General features: G+C 65.7%; 14 protein-coding genes. 7 read left to right on the top strand and 7 right to left on the bottom strand.

What is annotated here, in order from left to right; translation table 11 throughout:
* Positions 1–210: 210 nt before the first annotated feature.
* Positions 211–1008, bottom strand: a complete 798-nt coding sequence (locus QX124_RS09300; protein ID WP_315796980.1) for an SDR family NAD(P)-dependent oxidoreductase — start codon at positions 1006–1008, stop codon at positions 211–213.
* An 86-nt stretch (positions 1009–1094) separates the two neighbouring features.
* Here QX124_RS09300 and QX124_RS09305 point away from each other — a divergent pair, with 86 nt between their 5' ends.
* A complete protein-coding gene (locus QX124_RS09305; protein ID WP_315734268.1) occupies positions 1095–1568 on the top strand; it encodes a MarR family winged helix-turn-helix transcriptional regulator in 474 nt (157 codons plus the stop codon).
* Positions 1569–2354: 786 nt separating this feature from the next.
* Here the strand turns inward: QX124_RS09305 and QX124_RS09310 are convergent.
* A complete protein-coding gene (locus QX124_RS09310) occupies positions 2355–3146 on the bottom strand; it encodes an SDR family oxidoreductase (RefSeq protein ID WP_315734269.1) in 792 nt (263 codons plus the stop codon).
* A gap of 24 nt (positions 3147–3170) precedes the next feature.
* Complete coding sequence (trhA, locus tag QX124_RS09315) at positions 3171–3866, bottom strand: PAQR family membrane homeostasis protein TrhA (protein WP_315759485.1); 696 nt, start codon at positions 3864–3866, stop codon at positions 3171–3173.
* Positions 3867–4057: 191 nt separating this feature from the next.
* Here trhA and QX124_RS09320 point away from each other — a divergent pair, with 191 nt between their 5' ends.
* Together QX124_RS09320 and QX124_RS09325 are read left to right on the top strand one after the other, a co-directional pair.
* Complete coding sequence (locus QX124_RS09320) at positions 4058–5521, top strand: YcjX family protein (RefSeq protein WP_315796981.1); 1464 nt, start codon at positions 4058–4060, stop codon at positions 5519–5521.
* Complete coding sequence (locus tag QX124_RS09325; RefSeq protein WP_315796982.1) at positions 5518–6546, top strand: TIGR01620 family protein; 1029 nt, start codon at positions 5518–5520, stop codon at positions 6544–6546. Before QX124_RS09320 ends, QX124_RS09325 begins: the two co-directional genes overlap by 4 nt.
* A gap of 3 nt (positions 6547–6549) precedes the next feature.
* Here the strand turns inward: QX124_RS09325 and QX124_RS09330 are convergent, their stop codons facing one another.
* Positions 6550–8097 carry a glycosyltransferase family 39 protein gene (locus QX124_RS09330; protein WP_315796983.1) on the bottom strand — a complete coding sequence of 516 codons (1548 nt, stop codon included), beginning with the start codon at positions 8095–8097 and terminating at the stop codon, positions 6550–6552.
* A 184-nt stretch (positions 8098–8281) separates the two neighbouring features.
* Here QX124_RS09330 and QX124_RS09335 point away from each other — a divergent pair, with 184 nt between their 5' ends.
* The 3 genes from QX124_RS09335 to QX124_RS09345 all read left to right on the top strand — a co-directional run bounded on the left by QX124_RS09335 (position 8282) and on the right by QX124_RS09345 (position 11924).
* Positions 8282–10009, top strand: coding sequence for an adenylate/guanylate cyclase domain-containing protein (locus QX124_RS09335; RefSeq protein WP_315734278.1), 1728 nt, complete (start codon positions 8282–8284; stop codon positions 10007–10009).
* Between the two features lie 253 nt (positions 10010–10262).
* Complete coding sequence (locus tag QX124_RS09340; protein ID WP_315734280.1) at positions 10263–10463, top strand: cold-shock protein; 201 nt, start codon at positions 10263–10265, stop codon at positions 10461–10463.
* 252 nt (positions 10464–10715) lie between these two features.
* Positions 10716–11924: a CoA transferase gene (locus QX124_RS09345; RefSeq protein ID WP_315775373.1), complete on the top strand. Its 1209-nt coding sequence runs from the start codon at positions 10716–10718 to the stop codon at positions 11922–11924.
* 1 nt (position 11925) lies between these two features.
* Here the strand turns inward: QX124_RS09345 and QX124_RS09350 are convergent, their stop codons facing one another.
* Both QX124_RS09350 and QX124_RS09355 read right to left on the bottom strand, forming a co-directional pair.
* Entirely contained in the window at positions 11926–13500 is a 1575-nt protein-coding gene (locus tag QX124_RS09350; protein WP_409997679.1) for a hypothetical protein, read from the bottom strand.
* Positions 13501–13628: 128 nt separating this feature from the next.
* On the bottom strand, positions 13629–15566 hold the full coding sequence (locus QX124_RS09355; RefSeq protein WP_315796984.1) for a hypothetical protein: 1938 nt from the start codon (positions 15564–15566) through the stop codon (positions 13629–13631).
* 1139 nt (positions 15567–16705) lie between these two features.
* Between QX124_RS09355 and QX124_RS09360 the strand changes: the two genes are divergently transcribed.
* Complete coding sequence (locus tag QX124_RS09360) at positions 16706–17128, top strand: hypothetical protein (RefSeq protein WP_315796985.1); 423 nt, start codon at positions 16706–16708, stop codon at positions 17126–17128.
* A 100-nt stretch (positions 17129–17228) separates the two neighbouring features.
* Here the strand turns inward: QX124_RS09360 and QX124_RS09365 are convergent, their stop codons facing one another.
* Positions 17229–17891, bottom strand: coding sequence for a hypothetical protein (locus QX124_RS09365; RefSeq protein WP_315796986.1), 663 nt, complete (start codon positions 17889–17891; stop codon positions 17229–17231).
* Positions 17892–17917: the final 26 nt, after the last annotated feature.

Genomic DNA, 17917 nt, shown 5'->3' on the forward strand with positions numbered 1-17917 from the left:
GAGATTGAGAGGTGTTCGCAATGAACCGCCGCGAAGCGGCGCCGCCGCATCTCCGCGTTCGCAGACAGCACTAATTAGTTCAAATGAGGACAATCGTTGCGCGGGCTTCGCCAAAGTCGGCGAAATTCGGACTTCGGCATGATGTCGTTTCGACGATCATTCGGCCGAGACCGGCTTCGGCGATCGCGGGTCTTGCGCCGTTGCCGCCGTTCAGGAAGCCAAGAAGCCGCCATCGGCCACCAGAACGTGGCCGACGACGTAGGACGACGCGTCCGACAACAACCACAGCACGGCCTCGGCGATGTCCTCAGGCTGCCCCATCCGGCGCAGCGGCAGGCCGGCGGCGACGGTCGCGACGTCGCCGACACCGGCGCGCAGCATCATGTCGGTGACGACACGTCCGGGCGCAATCGCGTTGATCCGGACGCCGCGCGGTGCCGCCTCCATCGCGGCCGATCGCGTCAGCGAAATGACGGCCGCTTTCGAGGCCGAATAGAGCGCAAGCCCCGCATTCGGATTGCGCACGCCGCTGACGGAGGCGTTGATCACGATGCGTCCCCGGCCGCGCGCATACATGATCGGCAACTGCGCGCGCAGGCACAGAAAAACCGAGCGCACATTGGCGTCGAACACGTCCGCATAGACGCCGTTGCCCTGCTGCTCGATCGGCGCCCGGCGCTCCTGGACACCGGCATTGTTGAAGGCCGCATCCAACCGGCCGTAGCGCTCCAGCACTGCCTGTACCAGGCTCGCCACATCGTCCTCGCGCGTGACGTCGGCTTTCACCGCGAGGGCCTCGGCCCCGAGCGCCCGGCATCGTGCCGCCGTATCGGCCAGCTCGGCCTCGCGCCGCCCGGCGACGACGACCGCCTCCGCGCCGTCGGCGGCGAGCTTCAAGGCGGCGGCGCGGCCGATGCCGGAGCCGCCCCCGGTGACGAGGCAGACCTGCCCCTGCATGCGCGACGCCGCGGTCAAGCGTGCCTCGGCCGTGAGCTGCGTATCACCCATCTCCGACCCTCCGGCGATATGGCGTCGTCGATGCCACGTTGCATCGGCTATTTGTTGTATGATACAACTATATGGCAGGAGTCAAGATGCCGGATCCCGATCTCACGCTCGTCGACGACATCCGCGCCGCCTCGCGCCTGATGGTGCGCGAGCTCGGCTTCATGGAATCGACGCTGGCCGCCACCGACCTTCCGCCGTCGGCGGTCCACACCATCCTGGAGATCGGCCTGCGCGGCCCGCTGACAGCGATGCAGCTCGGCACGATCCTGCATCTCGAGAAATCCAGCATCAGCCGCATGGTCCGCAAGCTGATCGACAGCGGCGAGTTGCAGGAGACAATCGATTCCGGCGACGCCCGCATCAAGCCGCTCTGCCTCACCGCGAAGGGACGGAAGACGCTCGGCACGCTGCACGCCTTCGGCCGCCAGCAGGTTCGCGGCGCCCTGTCGTCGCTGTCGAAAGCCGAGCAGCGCACGGTGTGCGAGGGCCTGTTGCTGTACGCCCGCGCGCTCGAAGCCTGGCGCGCGGCAGAGCAGGACATGCAGCCGTCGGAGCCATGAGCGCGCCCGACGGGCAGATTGCGCATACGCACCATGACGAAACTGCCCGTCGTGTTGAAATGCCGCAGCATGCGGCCTTGCGTCGTCGGGCAAATCAGGACGATCTTTCCGCGCATCCCGCCTCACCACGGAGGGGCGTTGCGCGCGATCGTCACGACACGCGAGGCGGGATGCGATGGCCGTGGCCATGCTGCAGCGTAGCTTGCTACGCGGACGAACGGCGTGGCCGCGGACGTGAAGTCGCAGCGTCCTGACACCCCGATGCTGGTGTTACGTTCGCGATGGCGCTGATGCGCCGCGCGGACAATGGTGGCCAACAGCCCGGCGCACCAGGGAGACTGCGTATAAGCGTGAAGACCATCGCGCAGGGAATGCCGGTGATCGGCTGCACCTGTGGTACCTGCCGCCTGCATTTTTTGCTGCAGGCGGGCCATGGGTGAGGCCTTCACCCGGCATTCCCTGCGCCCTCCCATGTGTTGGAGGGTCGTGTCGACCGAACCACTCGGGCGTGATCCGCCGCGAGGCCGTAAGGTCGTGTCAGAAGCTGTTTGAGATGTGAATCGGGCGAGCCTGAGCGACACTGCCGTAGGGTGGGCAAAGCAGCCGCCCGCAGGGCGGTCGCGTGCCCACCGTCGATCTCCGCACGCGGAGCAAATGGTGGGCACGGCGCGCGAGGGAGCGCGGCATGATGCACACAGTATCGCCCGCGCGCCTTTGCCCACCCTACACGCTTAGAATTCGCAAGCTTATGCGCGGTGCAAGTGAATGCGCCCTCTCCCCTTGGACCTACTTAAATTCCTCGCGCATCTTCGCCTGGATCTTGGCCATGCCGCCGAGCCAGCGGTCGTAGTTCTCGGTCTTCTTGCGCATGTAGCCGAGCACCTGCGGATGCGGCAGGATCAGGAAGCTCTCCTCGGCAAGGCCCTTCAGCACGTCCTGCGCGACCTGCTCCGGCGTCAGATCGCCGTCGCCGGATTGCGGGCCCTTCGGGATCGCGCGCAGCATGTCGGTGTCGACGCCCTGCGGACACAGGATCGAGACCTTGATGTTGTCAGCCTTGTGCGAGATCGCGAGGTTCTCGGCAAATCCCACCGCGGCATGCTTGGTGGTGGAGTAAGGCGCGCTGCCGACCTGCGACAACAGGCCGGCCGCCGAGATCGTGTTGAGGAAATAGCCGCCGCCGCGCGCCTTGTAGCGCGGGATCAGATGCCGCGCCGCATAGACATGAGCCATCACGTGGATGGCCCAACTGCGCGCCCACGGCTCGTCGGAGGTGCCGCCGGCATTCACCGACAACGGGTCGAAGCCGCCGCCGATGCCGGCATTGGAGCAGAACAGCGCAATGGGTCCGAACTGCCGCTCGGTCTCCTCGATCACGTGCCGGATGTCGGCTTCCTGGGAGACGTCGCATCTGAAGGCTGCGCCGCCGATGCCATCAGCGACGGCCTTGGCTCCGGCTTCGTCGAGATCGGCCACGATCACCTTGGCGGCACCGGCCTTCGCAAAGGCCTCGCACAGCGCCTTGCCGATGCCGCGGGCTCCGCCGGTGACCACAACAATCTTGCCGGTCACCTGCATGCAAAGCCCTCCTCGTGGAATTTTCTAGGTCAAGACCAGATCGAGCACCGCGGTATAATGAAAGCCGGCGCCCAGCAACACGAAACCATGCCAGATCGCGTTCTGGAAGCGCAAGCGCCGCCACGAGTGGAAGATGACGCCGAGGCTGTAGAGGATGCCGCCGGTGAGCACGCAGGCCAGGACCGAGGCCGGCATCACCGAGATCACCCGGTCGTACATCATCACGCCGCTCCAGCCGAGCGCGAGATACAGGCCGATCGAGAGCGCATCGAAGCGCCCGGGCCAACGCAGCTTCAGCACGATGCCGAAGATGGCGACGCCCCAGACCCCGAGCAGCAGCGCGGCCGAGAATACCGTATCCTTCAGGGCGGCGATGAACGGCGTATAGGTGGCTGCGATCAGGACGTAGATGGCGGAGTGGTCGAAGCGGCGCAGCACCCATTTGGTCGGCGACACCGGCCACAGATTATAGGTTGCCGACAGCGTCAGCATCGAGAGCAGCCCCGCGACGTAGATCGACACCACCACAATGTCGACGGCGCTGGCATAGATCGAGGTCAGCACGACGAGCACGGTTGCGGCGACCAGCCCGGCGGCGATGCCGACGACGTGGACGACGCCGTCCGCGATCATCTCGACCTTGTCGTAGTTCCAGCGCATCGCGCCGGTGGCGGCATGGACGGAGGTCGAGGCGAACTGCTTCAGTTGAAATACGGTCATGTCAGAACCTGGTGCCGGTTTTCCGGGACAATTGTGCCGGAAGGATTATGGTTTCCAGTGGTCAACGTTCCGTTCAAAGTCTGGTTCTATCCGGAAACGGGCCGGAATTGTGAGCTTGAATCCGGCGTTTTGCATCGCCACCTGTCAAAAATCGCTCACGCCCTTTTCAACTGCGAATTCCCCCTCCTCCCATGGTGACCTTTTCCGAACTCGTCGAGGAAGCGCGGCTCTCGGCCCGTGCCCTGCTCGATTATGGCGAGAGCTTCCTCAACCCGACCATCCGCCTCGGCGTCACCGGGCTGTCACGGGCCGGCAAGACCGTGTTCATCACCGCGCTGATCCATGACCTCGTTCGCGGCGGGCGCATGCCGGTGTTCGAGGCCTTGGCATCGGGCCGCATCGCCCGCGCCTATCTGACGCCGCAACCCGACGACGGCGTGCCGCGCTTTGCCTATGAGAGTCATTTGCGGGCGCTGGTCGCCGAGCGGCGCTGGCCGAGTTCGACCGTCGACATCAGCGAGCTCAGGCTGGTGATCGAATTCCAGCGCGCCAACGGCGCCGAGCGGACGCTCACGCTCGACATCGTCGACTATCCCGGCGAATGGCTGCTCGACCTGCCGCTACTGAACAAGAGCTATGAGCAGTGGGCGCAAGAAAGCCTCGCGCTGTCGCGCAGCGAGCCGCGCGCGCATGTCGCCAAGGACTGGCACGCGCATCTGGCGACGCTCGCCCCCGAAGGCCTGGAGGACGAGCCGGCGACCCTGGAGGCGGCGCGCCTGTTCACCGAATATCTGCGCGCCTGCCGCGACGAGCGCTTCGCCATGAGCCTGCTGCCGCCCGGCCGCTTCCTGATGCCGGGCAATCTCGCGGGCTCGCCGGCGCTCACCTTCGCGCCCCTCGACGTGCCGGCCGAGGGCCAGCCGCCGAGCGGATCGCTGTGGGCGATGATGGCGCGGCGCTACGAGTCCTACAAGGACATCGTGGTGCGGCCGTTCTTCCGCGACCACTTCGCCCGGCTCGACCGCCAGATCGTGCTGGTCGACGCGCTGGCGGCGTTCAATGCCGGCCCCGAGGCGCTGCATGATCTCGAAGCCGCGCTGACCGGCATTCTCGATTGCTTCCGCGTCGGGCGCGGAAACATGCTGACGGCGCTGTTCCGGCCGCGCATCGACCGCATCCTGTTCGCGGCGACCAAGGCCGACCATCTGCATCACACCAGCCACGACCGGCTCGAAGCGGTGCTGCGGCGTGCCGTCAACCGTGCCGTCGCGCGCGCCGAGAGCACAGGCGCTGCGATCGACGTCGTGGCGCTGGCCGCGGTCAGGGCGACGCGCGAGGCGCTGGTCGCCCGCGGCCGCGACAAGCTCCCCTCGCTGCTCGGCACGCCGGCGGCCGGCGAAAGCGCCAATGGCGAGATCTTCGACGGCAACACCGAGGTCGCCACTTTTCCGGGCGAGCTGCCAGCCGACGCCGAGGAGCTGTTCAAGGGGGGCGCCTATCGCGGCCTGTCGAGCGCCGCCGCCGACGGGACCGATTTCCGCTTTCTTCGCTTCCGCCCGCCTTTGCTGACCCCAGATGCTGGCGCCGAGCCCGCTTTGCCCCATATCCGCATGGACCGCGCCCTTCAGTTCCTGATCGGAGACCGGCTGCAATGAGCGAACGCGCCAAGCCACGTCGTCCCCAGACCTTCCGGCTCGACGATCCCGACGTCGTCGTGGTCGATGCCGAAGAGGCCACCCGGCCGGGCCGCGGCACCATCCAGATCACGCCGGAGGCCGATCCGGCGCAATTGCCGGTGCCGGTCGAGACCATACTGCCGGCGCGGCGCAGCTTCGGCTGGGGCGCACTTTTTTGGGGCTCGGTCGCCGGCCTCGTCCTGCTCGGACTCGGCCTCGGCGTCGTCAGACTGATCGAGGATCTGTTCGCCCGCAGCGAAGCCCTCGGCTATGTCGGCGCGGGGTTCGCGGCCGCAGCCGCGATTGCATTGGCGGCCGTCGTTGCCCGTGAGACCTACGGGCTGGTGCGTCTCGCCACCATCGAGAAGCTGCATCAGCGCGCGGCCGCGGTGCTGCTGTCCGACGATCGCGCCGAGAGCCGCGAGGTGGTCGCCGAGCTGCTGCGGATCGCACATGCCAATCCCCGGCTGGCGCGTCCGCGTGCCGCGCTTGCCGGCCACGCCGACGACATCATCGACGGCGGTGACATGATCAAGCTCGCCGAGCGCGAGCTGATGGCGCCGCTCGACATCGAGGCACGGCGGCTGGTGTCGGTCGCGGCGCAACGGGTTTCCGTGGTCACGGCCGTGAGCCCGCGCGCGCTGATCGACGTGCTGTTCGTCTTCGTGGCAAGCTTGCGGATGATCCGTCAGCTGGCGCGGCTCTATGGCGGCCGTCCCGGCGCGCTCGGCATGATCAGCCTGTTGCGCCACGTCGTCGCGCATCTCGCCATCACCGGCGGCATGGCCGCGAGCGACAGCCTGATCCAGCAGGTGCTGGGGCATGGCATCGCGGCCAAACTGTCGCAGCGGCTCGGCGAGGGCGTGCTCAACGGACTGCTCACGGCGCGGCTCGGCCTCGCGGCCATCGACGTGACGCGGCCGATGCCGTTCGCCGCGCTGCCGCGGCCGGCGCTGGCGGATCTCGCCAAGGATCTCCTGCGCAAGCAGGAGGACCAGGCATGAAGCTCAGGCCCGCGGCGTGTGATCGGGGTCACCGGCGAGCCAGCGCCATGGGTACAATGGCGAGTCCGGTGGCGGCGCCAGCTCCGGCGTCCAGCCCGTCAGCTTGCCGAACGCGTAAGTGTCCATGACGTGGCCGCGCCAGCTCCGCTCGACATGTCCGAGCGGCTCGCGGTGCGCGGTCGTGTCCGCCAGCAGCGGGCCGGCATTGTCCGGCTCGCGCACGACATAGAGGCCGGCATGTCCTGCGATCAGGTCCATGCCGGGATCACGGAAGCCGATGAAGCGGGCACGCTCGTTGATCTGGACCACCGGCACGCGGCCTCTGAAGAACCACCGCATCATTGCGTAGGTGCGGTAGTCGGAGGTTGCGATCCAGGTGGCGCCGGTGTTTGCCAGTTCCTGCTCAACGCGCGCCGCAACCTGCTGATAGCCCGCCTCGGCGCCGATCGGATCGGCTCGTCCGAGGAAATTCCAGGGCGCTGCGACGTAGTAGAGGAAGATCAGGACCACCATGGCAATGCCGCTGACGACGGCGATGCGCGCCCAGCGCATCGTCGATCGGACGAACCAGGCGGGCGCGCCGTCCTGCGGCATCTTGACGATGTTGATCGCGACCGCCGCAAACCCGATCGGCCACATGAACATCGGCCAGGTGTCACCGATCCGCAAAGTGAGCGACTTCCAGAGGAAGTAGAGGAACGGCACCAGCACCGCCGTCGACAGCAGAATCGCGACCGGCTCACGCGTGCGACAGCCGCGCCAGGCCGTGAGCGTCAGCGCCGACAGCGTGACCGGCAGCAGGACGAAGCCGACCTGTCCGAATTGCAGTCCGATGTAATCGCCCAGCGTCCGCAACGAAAAATCATGCGGCGCCGTGGCGCGAACGAACTGGAAGCGGAACGAGGCCCAGTCGTGCTGAACGTTCCAGATCAGCACCGGCGAGAACACGGCGAGCGCGATCAGCGCCCCGCACCATGGATAGGGACTGAGAAGCCAACGGCTGCGCCAGGCCGGAACGAGCAGGAACGCCGCCACGCCCGGCAGCAGCATGACCACCGTGAATTTGGACAACAGCGCCAGTCCACCGAACAGTCCGGCGGCGAGCCACCAGCGGCCATCGTCGCTCTCGGCGAGGCGAACCAGCGCCCAGATCATCGCGAGCGCAAACGGGATCGCCGCGACATCCGGCGCCACCTTGGCCATCAGCAGGCCATAGTAGAGCGCCGCCTCGGGCAGCAGCACCGCGAGGATCACGGCCCGCATATCGTGAGTGGTACGGCGAACGATGTCGGCGAGCAGGAGCTGCGTCACCCCCATCGCGAGGATGCCGGCAAAGCGAACACCGAGATTGGTATCGCCGAACAGGGCAGTGCCCAGCCGGATGAACCAGGCGATCATGGGCGGATGATCGAGGAAGCAGAGCTGCAGCTCCTTCGACCAGGTCCAGTAATAGGCCTCGTCGGTGCGCAGATCGAGCGTCCCGGCATAGACGATGCGGATGATCGTCATGCTCGCGATCACGGCCGCAGCCATCAGCCACGCAGCGCGCATGGACCGAGACTCTGGGCTGTCGATGCCTGGGGAAATGGCCGTCACGCGGTGCTTTTCCCCGACTCCGCCGGGCGAGTCAACGTTCCCGCGCACAGCTCGCGCCGCCGGATGACCGCCGTCACCAGCCCTCTAGGACAACAGGGAATAAATCTCTAGCATTGCCGCTCCAGATCATACGGACCACATGACCATTTCGATTTACCATCGTTTGCAGTCCGCCTGTCGCGGCATCGGTGTGCGGCAGGTGCGGCTGATCTGCGGCTTCATACTCTTCAGCTACCTGCTCAGTCATTTTCTCAACCATGCGCTCGGCAACATCTCGCTGCAGGCGCTCGCCGAGGGCGTGTCCTATCATGTGGCGTTCTGGCAGTTTCTTCCGATCGCCGTGCTGTTCTATGCGGCCGCTCTTACCCATGGCGGGCTCGGCGTGTGGGCGCTTTATCAGCGCCGGCAATTCAGCCGCAGCACGATGGAGCCGCTGCAACTGCTGCTCGGCCTGAGCATTCCGGCGCTGATCTTCAGCCACATCGCCGGCGTCCGCATCGGACAGACCCTGTACGGACAGGAGAAGCTGTACCCGCAGGTTTTGTACTCGTATTGGACCGGCCCGTCCTGGCGGATCTGGTTGATGTCGGCAGCCCTGCTGACGTCATGGGCGCATGGCTGCATCGGGCTGCACTTCTGGCTGCGGCTCAAGCCGTTCTACAAGCGCGCGGCGCCGTGGCTGCTCGCCTGCGCCGTGCTGCTCCCGGCGCTGGCGCTGCTCGGCTTCTACCGTGGAGGTCGAGACGTCATCGCCGCCAACGCAACACCGCAGTGGCGTGCCGAAAATCTTTCATTGAAGCAGACCGGCACGCCATCTGAACAGGCGGTGCTGGAGACCATCATGAACGGCTTTCTGGTCGGCTATGGCGGCCTGATCGGCTTGGCGCTCGCCGCGCGCGGCGTGCGAGCAGTCCATGAGCGACGTGGCGGCATGGTCACGCTGTCCTACAACAATGGCCGCTCCATCCGGGTGCCAAAGGGTTTGTCCGTGCTCGAGGCCAGTCTGCGCAACAACGTACCGCATGCCAGCATGTGCGGCGGCCGCGCGCGCTGCTCGACCTGCCGCATCAGGGTGATCGGAGATCCCGGCGCGCTGCCGCCCCCCTCGCCTCGCGAGGCCTTCGTGCTCGCGCAGATCGGCGCGGCGGACCCGTCGGTCAGGCTGGCCTGTCAGTTGCGCCCCACTGACGATCTCTCATTCTTTCAACTGTTCATGCCGAACCCGACACCCGGCGAGCGCGGCAGCTCGCGTGCCGGAATCGGGCAGGAGCGCTACCTCGTCAGCCTGTTCGTCGACATGCGCGGATCGACCGGCCTCGCTGAGAAACGGCTGCCGTTCGACGTGGTGTTCATCGTCAACCGCTTCCTCAGCGCCGTCTCCCAGGCCGTGCTGGCGAATGGCGGGCAGCCCAATCAGTTCGTCGGCGACGGTATGCTCGCGCTGTTCGGACTAGCCGCCGATTCACATGTCGCCTGCGGCCAGGCAATCCAGGCAGCGCGTGACATCGCGGCCAACATCGCCGAGCTGAACGCGTTCCTCAGCCATGATCTGCATGAGCCGATCCGCTTCGGCATCGGCATTCACGGCGGCGAGGTGATCGTCGGCGAGATCGGCTATCGCGACCACATGGTGTTCACCGCGCTGGGCGACGCCGTCAACGTCGCATCACGACTGCAGGACATGACGAAGATCCTCGGCTGCCAGGTGATCATCTCGGACGAGGTCTACGCGCGGGCGCGACTCGCCTCCGACATGCTGCCGCAACGCGAGGTCGAGATTCGCGGCCGCGCCGAGCCGATGCGCGTCAGGACGGCCATGGATGCCGCCGAACTCGCTATGCTCTCGGACGAAGGGGCCGCGGCATGACGCGTTGCGTTGAACCTGTTTGCAGCCTGCGCTGTCATACCGAGAACGGTTGCAGCGGGTCCGCGGTGACTGGCGGAACGGTGGCGCTACGGTCAAAAGCCGCAAAGCCGCCACGATATCGATCATTTCGGGCCAAAACCGCCCGCGGTTTGCGCTATCACGCCTGTCGCAACCGCAGTAGTCTTGAATTCCGGGCCTGACGGTTTGCGGGGACCGCCGGCTCGTACTCGGATTGGTCCCGCGGAGGCGACGTATGGCTAAAGGTACGGTCAAGTGGTTCAACCCGACCAAGGGCTATGGCTTCATCCAGCCCGCGGCCGGGGGCAAGGACATTTTCGTTCACATCTCCGCAGTGCAGAAGGCCGGGCTGACGACCCTCAACGAGGGCCAGACGATCGAGTACGACGAGATCGCCAACCGCGGCAGGAGTTCGGCCGAGAACCTGAAAGTGTAGTGGACCAATTGGCGCGCCATTCCGCCTCGCGGCTTTTCGGCGCGATCGTTTCCCTCACCAAGCCAGCATGATTGTCGACACGTCGAAATAGACAGGAGCGGTGCCCGCTCCTGATCACATCTTTACGTTTGTTTGTAGTTTCGGCTCCCTCCCCGCCATTGCCTCGCTCGCCCGACCTGGGTCAAATGCGCCTCGAACCGCGCCGTCAGCAGAATTCCAGCGCGCGGAAACAAGCGACGGGAGCGACGCATCATGGACGACAAGGGCATTTTCCATGGCCTGAAGGTGCTGGACTGCGCGAGCTTCATCGCGGCCCCTGCAGCCGCCACCGTTCTTTCCGATTTCGGCGCTGACGTCATCAAGATCGAGCCGCCCGGTGCCGGCGATCCCTACCGCAACCTGCCGAACCTGCCGGGCTATCCGCGCAGCGAGCATAACTACGCGTGGTATCTCGAAGCCCGCAACAAGCGCAGCCTCGCGCTCGATCTTTCGAAATCCGAAGCTCAAGCCGTGCTGCAGCGGCTGGTGAGTGAAGCCGATGTCTTCATCACCAACTTCCCGCCGTCGGTCCGCGCCAAGCTCGGCCTCACCCACGAAAAGCTGGCGCCGCTCAATCCGCGGCTGATCTATGCGTCGTTCACCGGGTATGGCGAGAAGGGCGAGGAAGCCGACAAACCCGGCTTCGACAGCAATGCCTATTGGGCGCGCTCCGGACTGATGGACCTGGTCCGCGCCGACGAGAGCACGACACCCGCCCGCTCCGTCGCCGGGATGGGCGACCACCCCTGCGCGATGGCGTTCTATGGAGCGATCGTCACGGCGCTTTACCAGCGCGAGAAGACCGGCAAGGGCTGCCATGTCGCCTCCAACCTGATGGCGAACGGGGTCTGGGCGGCCTCCGTGCTTGCTCAGGCCAAGCTTTGCGGCGCGACCTTCGTCGAGCGGCGGCCACGCGAACGCGCGCTGAACGCGGTCGCCAATCATTACAAGTGCCAGGACGGCCGCTGGATCATGCTGTCGCTCCTCAATGAGGAGAAGCAGTGGCCGATCCTCGCCCGCTGCCTCGGCCGGGAGGAGCTGATCGATGATCCGCGCTTCGTCACCAAGGCCGATCGCCACGCCCGCTCGGTCGAGCTGATCCACGAGTTCGACGCGGTGTTCGCGACCAGGCCGCTGGCCGAATGGCGCCGGATCCTCGACGGCAGCGGGCTCGTGTTCGGGGTGGTCGGCATTCTCGACGACATTCCAAACGACAGGCAGATGATCGAGAACGAGGTGCTGGTGCCGTTCGAGAACGACACCATGCTGACGGTCAACAGCCCGATCTTCATCGACGGCCAGCGCAAGGTCACCCCGCGCAAGCCGCCCGGCATAGGCCAACACAGCGACGAGATCCTGCGCAGCGCCGGCTTCGACGACGAGACCATCCGCGACCTGCGCGCGCGCGGCGCGGTGGCCTGAGCTAGCGGGTCGCGATGAAGCACATGCCGAACCGCGTCGCCGGGCCGGTCTGACAGGACAGGTTCGCGGCGCAGGTCCAGGTCGAGAAGCTCTTGTCATTGTCCGCGGCCGCGGCGTGGCTCGCGTAGCAATGCCCGCCCCAGCCGTCGTTGTAGACCGTGCCGGCGAGCTCATCGCTGCCGCGCAATTGCGGGCGGCTGGCGAAGCCGCGCGAGAAATCCGGAGTCCGCCCCTCGGCAAAGGCGTTGAGGATGTCGCGCCGGCGGACCTGGTCGCCGAAGAAGTGCGGCGAGCCCGGCACCACGACGGTGTTGGACGGCTTCTCCGTCATCCAGTCGACGCCGGGAAAGTGAAAGCCGCCGATGCCGCGGGTCTGATGGCAGCCGCCGCAGCTCGAATCGTTGAGGCGGCGCTCGAAGCCCGCGACCGACCGGATGTTCTGCAGCACGATGCCCTGCGCGGCCGCCTTCTCCAGCGCACCGACCACATCGGCCTCGGTGAACACCGCGCCCTGCCCGGCCGCGCTCCCCTGCACCAGCCCGTAGGCCGGCAGCAGATCGGAATTGACGAATCCGACCGGGGTCGGCGCCACCGCAACCTTGGCCAGGAACTGCTCGGGGATCACCGCGGTGCCGCGGTCGAGCTCGCCGAGATGGACCGGGTCGAGCAGCCAGGCCTTGAACTCGCGCGCCAGAGCGGCATCCGCCAGCAGCCGGTCGCGATCGACCTGATCCTCCAGCACCGCCTCCTCGAACGTCCCGCTCGCGGCCTGATAGTCGAACACCTTCATCATGTAGTCGGTGCGGAAATCGCGGATCGCCGATTTCGGCGCATGCGCGATCTGCAGGTTGGTCTCGATGCGGTGGATGTTCTCGGGCCTGATCAGCGCCAGCGGGCCGTCCGGCGCCGTCAGCTTCGCGGCAAGCTCCGGCCCGGTCAGTTGCAGATCGGACGTCGCCAGCCAGCGCTTGGCGATCTCGGCACAGCTCGGCGAATTGTTCTTGGCCTCCGCATCGCTGCGCGCCTTGAGCACGATGTTGAGCGTCATCGGCAGCCGCGGCGAGGCGACCTCGCCATCTTTGGCCTCGGGCGGCGTGGTCCGCGTCAGGCGGTACAGCAGCCGCACCTCGCCGCAATGGTCGGGATCGACGAAGGCGCGATCCATGCGATTGACGACGCCGGCCAGCACGAAGCGGGCATCGGACGAATCGAGCATGGTGCGGTCGAACAGCTGGAACGCGTAGGACGTGCCGACGCCAATGCTCTCGTTCGGCAGCGTGGTCTTGTGCTTGTCGACATAGCGGTCGAACTCCGCGTCGAGCGCCTTGCGCACGGGAATCATCGACGGCAGCGCAAACAATGCCGCGTCGGTCAGCGGCGCATCGCTCGCGCGCGCAAGCATCTTCCCAAGGCCGAACGCGCCGTTGTCGAGCTCACGCAGCGCGAACGGCTCGAGGATGGCGGCGCCGCGCTCGATCGGCGCGCTCTCGTCCGCATGAGCGAGCTGGCCGCAGCACAGCATGACAAGGCCGAATACCGACAGTCGCAAGACGCGCCTCCTCGCTTCCACGAACATGCAATTGAGGGCCTGCTAGTCCTCGAAGATAGCCGAAAGGCGGGCGGCTTCGGACAATTGTGCGACGAGGCGCCTCACGTCGCGGTGAGGCGCCTCGTCCAGATTCGTCTCCAAAAACAGATGGTCCGTCAGCGTGCGACGACAAGCCCCTTGGTGGTGACGACCACCCAGCGGCCGTCCTGCTTGCGGATCGCGTCGACCTTGCCGAGGCCCGGCACGGGGTCGCCGGCATAGACCTCGTAGAGGCCACCGCGGCCCTCGATCAGCGCGCCGCCACGACCGACGTCGCGCAGCACCCAGCCCTCGACGACCTTGGGCTTGGTGGCCTCCGTGCGGCTCGGCTCGGGGTGAGCGGTCTCCGCCCTCGCCGGCTCGGCCCGGCTCGCCTCTGCCCTTGCTGCTTCGGTCCTGGCTGCCTCGGTGGTCCTGGCCGCGTCGGCCCGGCTCGCCACGCCCGCGGGCGGCGCCGCCGCATTGATCGCGCCCACCGCCTGCGGCACGGACGCGGCGCTGTCTCGCGCGGGGGCCTGCGCGGTCGCGGACGCCTGCGCGGCGCGCAGCCGGTCCACGGCCTCGCTCAGACGCTGCAGCTCGCTCGGCTTGGCCGACGATTTCGTCGACAGGTCACCCAGGATCTTCTCGAGCCGGTCGAGACGCTCGGCGGATTTGTTGAGCTCGACGAGGCTGGTCTGATTGGTCTGGTCGAGGCTCGCCTTCAGCGCGGCGACATCATTGTCGATCCGCGCCACGGTCGCGCCAAGCGTGGCGTCTGCAGCCTCGCCTGCCGCCGCATCGGCCACGTCGCCGCCGCCGGAGCGCGTGACGAACTTGGCCGTGACCAGACCACCGGCAACGCCGCCGACAATCATCGACAGCAGCAGGATCGCGGCCATGGCCGGAAGGCCGAGCCTGCCGTTCACGCCATGCGGCCGCGGGGCCTGGCCCGGCTGCGGAGGCGGCAGCGCCGCTCCGGCAGCGGTCGCGCTGGCCGCCGTTGCGGCAGCGGACGCCGACTTGGACGTTGCATCGAACTTGAAGGGCTCGGTCTTGAACTTCGCTTTGGCCCAGGCCGCGGCCTTGTCGACCGCGGCAAAAGCACCCGCCCTGGTCGCCGGTCCGGCATCCGCCTGGACTGGCGTGACCGGGCGCGTCGCGGACACCTCGGGTTTGGCCGCGGATGCCTGCTTGGCAACGGGCTCCGACTTGGCCTCCGACTTGGCGACAGTCTCGGGCCTGGCAACAGTCTCCGACTTGGCAGCCGGCTCTGGCCGGACGACGGCTTCCGTCTTGGTGGCAGCCACGGACTTGATCGGCGCGTCCGGCTTGATGGCCGTCTCCGGCTTCGGCGCAGCCGCCGCCATCGGGCCGACTTTCGGCGCATTGGCCGCGAGCATCGACAGCTTCGGTGTCTCGACCTTGAGGAGCTCACCGGCCGCAGCCGTCTTGATCGGCTCCGACTTGACCGGCTCCGTCCTGATCAGATCCAGGATCGTCGAGGGAGATTTCGCAGCACTCGAGCTCGCTGCGGCTTCGACTTTGCCCGTCGCCGCAAGGTTGCCCCCCGCCGCCTGGGCCTTGGTCAGCTCGGGCTTGACCTTGTCGGATTTGCCCTTGTCGGACTTGACCAGGTCGAGCCGCGCGGGCTCTGGTTTGGCTCGCTCCGGCTTCGCCGCTTGGATCTTGGCGGGCTCGATCTTTTCCGGCTCGGCCGTAAGGGCTTCGACCTTGACCTGTTCGGGCTTGACCGGCTTGACGCTGATCGTCCCGATCTCGGTGTCGGCCGTCATCTCGGTCTTGATCTCAGACTTGTTGGCCTCGGCCTGCGGCTCGGGCGCGGTCACCGCTTCCACGATCGCCGCCTTGGGGTCGATGCCCGGACGGTCAGCCGCAGGCGCTTCGTGATCCGGCGCGATCATGGGCGGGGCGACGGTCGCGATCGAAGGCACGGCCAGGTCGACTGCATCGGGGAACGCGGATGTCTTCGGCATCAGGTCGACACTCGCACTGGCCATGCCAGTCGTATCGGCCACGCCAAGGCTGGCCCGTTCGGGCTTTTGGTCGCTCACGTTCAGAGTCTCCGCATGACGTTGAGCACTTGGTAACCTTAGTTAGCGTTCGATTGATTGCCAAAATCTTACTTTTGGAAGGCTTACCTGAGTTTTAGGGAATCATACTGGGCGGATTTGCGCCGACAAAGTGGAGCAGATGTGGCGGGCGGTGCCCGAATATTCAGCTCTGGGCGGCATCGCCCGGTGGCAGCAGGCTCGATCGGCCCGCGGCGCAGCGCGGTCGACGCGGAGTCGAACGGAGCCGCTCTCGCGGCGCGATTGCGCCCCAGCTTTGACGATCATTCCCTCCTCATTAGTCGGAGGGCGCAGGGAAGGCCGGGTGCCGACTGGCACCCGTGGCACCCGTGCGGAAAGATTGCATGGGGCAGGAACCACAGGTTCAGCCGGAGCGACCGGGCCTTCCCTGCGCGATGGTGTTACGGCTGCTTCGTAGTCTCCCCGGTGCGCCGGGCTTTCTGGTCACCGTCATCCGCACGAGGCGAAGCCTGCATGCGAACTTGGCATCGGCATCGGGATGCCAGGACCCTACGACTTGACCGTCCGTACCTCGCCTGCTCGCCGGCCCGCTCGCGCAGAGCCCCAAGCCCGATACGGCCACCGCTCCCCGCTGCTACGCCTCGTGACGATCGGCCGAAACGTCCCTCTTCATCGCAGGCGGGATGGCCGGGATCATCGTCGTGATTTGCCCGACGCTACAAGGCCGCCAACGTGCGACAAACTGGCTCGACGGGCAGTGGGCGCATGAGAGGGATGCGGGAGTTGCCCGTCGTGTGGGGCGGAGAGCAAGGCGGTTGATACAACCCGGTGCGTTCAACACGGCGCCGGAATTCCTTGCTACCTGGCTCGCGGCATCTGATTGGACAAGGAAGCATACGCTTCATTGCGAACATGATCGATCATCGGAAAGCCCGGCGTGCACTTTCCGACTATCCCATCTATTCGCCTCCATTTCACGACAGCGAGGCGGTTCTGTCAGACGCCAAAATCAGGACAAACCGATTATTTTCTCGCGCAGAAGCAAAGCCGCCTTAAAGCATTGGCGGATTATCTGAGGTCATTCTCGATCGAGCTGACGCTATCGGACCCGATTTCTGCCGACACTCGACAGCTGGATATTCAGATATGGCGGACACCTGTTGCCGAGCGACGGCGAAGTCATTTCAGCCATTCATGACTACGAGCCGGCGTGGACCGGTCCATATCACGGCATCAGCATCGTCCACGACATCTCGATCTTCGCTGGCGATCTTGTGGTGTCGAAGAACGCCGACATCAGATGGAATGTCTCACACGGCGACGGCACCAGGCGTGATCATGAAGAAATGGGGTTCGGTCAACCGTGTCTCGTGGGGATCCCTCATTTTGGATATGAGAGCCACTGCCCGATATTCTACGAGGTTTTTCGCTGGTTCGCCACCGGGCGCCACAGGTTGGCGGGGCGTATCGGGCTGAAGATGGACGTCGATCGGAGAGGCAGCTTTGCGGAGCACCTCAACTTCCTGGCCGCCCCCGAGCCTCCACCGGTCGTTCCGCTGTCCCAGCGCGTGATCGATGATTAACAAGCCTCTGCATCCACGAACTAAGTTTGCGGTCCAGGACTGTCACCTTAACTCCCTTGCGAGAGATGCCGAGGTATTTGGCTTCAGCCCATTGCGCTCCTCAATCTTCATTGACGATCATGCACCGTGCTCGCCGCACGTTGCGGGTCAGCTTGGCGGCCTTCAGCGCAGCCTCGAGCCGCCCGCTCAGAAACAGCGCACCCGCAAGGCTCGGGTCGGTCCAGAGGTCACAACCTTCCAGAGCTGCCGCAGCGACCGCAATTTGGTTGTCTTTGGGCAAGCTAACCATCAGTTTGCCCTTGGGCCACAAGTCCGGCTGAACGAAACCGCCGGTTGATCGCCCGGAACGAAAGGTCTGCTTCTGACATCCGAGATTTAGGAAATACCAGGCCCCCGGCACCAGTTCGACGCGATTGCCCTGATAGAGCTCTATGTTGGACAGGCCGCCCTTTCCAAGGTCGAATCTCCCAAGCACTTCGGCAAAATCGGAAGAGACAACGATGAAGGCATTGACCCGAAAGAAATCGGACAACTTTCCAATACGCCGATCCTTGTACCTCGGGTAGGCCCGCTTCGGACGCTCATCTTCCGTCAACGTTTCACCGTCCTCGTGCTTGCGCATGAGCTTGTCCAGACGGTCCAGTTCTTCCCGATATTCGGTATCTTGCCAGTAATCCTTGCCCTGGTCATCCGGGTTCAGATTGAATTTCGAAATATTGGAAGAGTCCATGAAGCAGTCACTCACCCAGACCCTTTCAATCACGCGACTTCTCCCGAAAAAGACTTATC

This window comes from Bradyrhizobium sp. SZCCHNRI3043 (genome assembly GCF_032377735.1).
Lineage (GTDB): Bacteria > Pseudomonadota > Alphaproteobacteria > Rhizobiales > Xanthobacteraceae > Bradyrhizobium.

What these genes read in the sequence shown, in the direction of transcription:
- QX124_RS09330 (WP_315796983.1), bottom strand. Translation starts at nt 8,097, where the DNA reads ATGCGCGCTGCGTGGCTGATGGCTGCGGCCGTGATCGCGAGCATGACG.
- QX124_RS09345 (WP_315775373.1), top strand. Translation starts at nt 10,716, where the DNA reads ATGGACGACAAGGGCATTTTCCATGGCCTGAAGGTGCTGGACTGCGCG.
- QX124_RS09300 (WP_315796980.1), bottom strand. Translation starts at nt 1,008, where the DNA reads ATGGGTGATACGCAGCTCACGGCCGAGGCACGCTTGACCGCGGCGTCG.
- QX124_RS09305 (WP_315734268.1), top strand. Translation starts at nt 1,095, where the DNA reads ATGCCGGATCCCGATCTCACGCTCGTCGACGACATCCGCGCCGCCTCG.
- QX124_RS09350 (WP_409997679.1), bottom strand. Translation starts at nt 13,500, where the DNA reads ATGTTCGTGGAAGCGAGGAGGCGCGTCTTGCGACTGTCGGTATTCGGC.
- trhA (WP_315759485.1), bottom strand. Translation starts at nt 3,866, where the DNA reads ATGACCGTATTTCAACTGAAGCAGTTCGCCTCGACCTCCGTCCATGCC.
- QX124_RS09335 (WP_315734278.1), top strand. Translation starts at nt 8,282, where the DNA reads ATGACCATTTCGATTTACCATCGTTTGCAGTCCGCCTGTCGCGGCATC.
- QX124_RS09340 (WP_315734280.1), top strand. Translation starts at nt 10,263, where the DNA reads ATGGCTAAAGGTACGGTCAAGTGGTTCAACCCGACCAAGGGCTATGGC.
- QX124_RS09320 (WP_315796981.1), top strand. Translation starts at nt 4,058, where the DNA reads ATGGTGACCTTTTCCGAACTCGTCGAGGAAGCGCGGCTCTCGGCCCGT.
- QX124_RS09325 (WP_315796982.1), top strand. Translation starts at nt 5,518, where the DNA reads ATGAGCGAACGCGCCAAGCCACGTCGTCCCCAGACCTTCCGGCTCGAC.
- QX124_RS09310 (WP_315734269.1), bottom strand. Translation starts at nt 3,146, where the DNA reads ATGCAGGTGACCGGCAAGATTGTTGTGGTCACCGGCGGAGCCCGCGGC.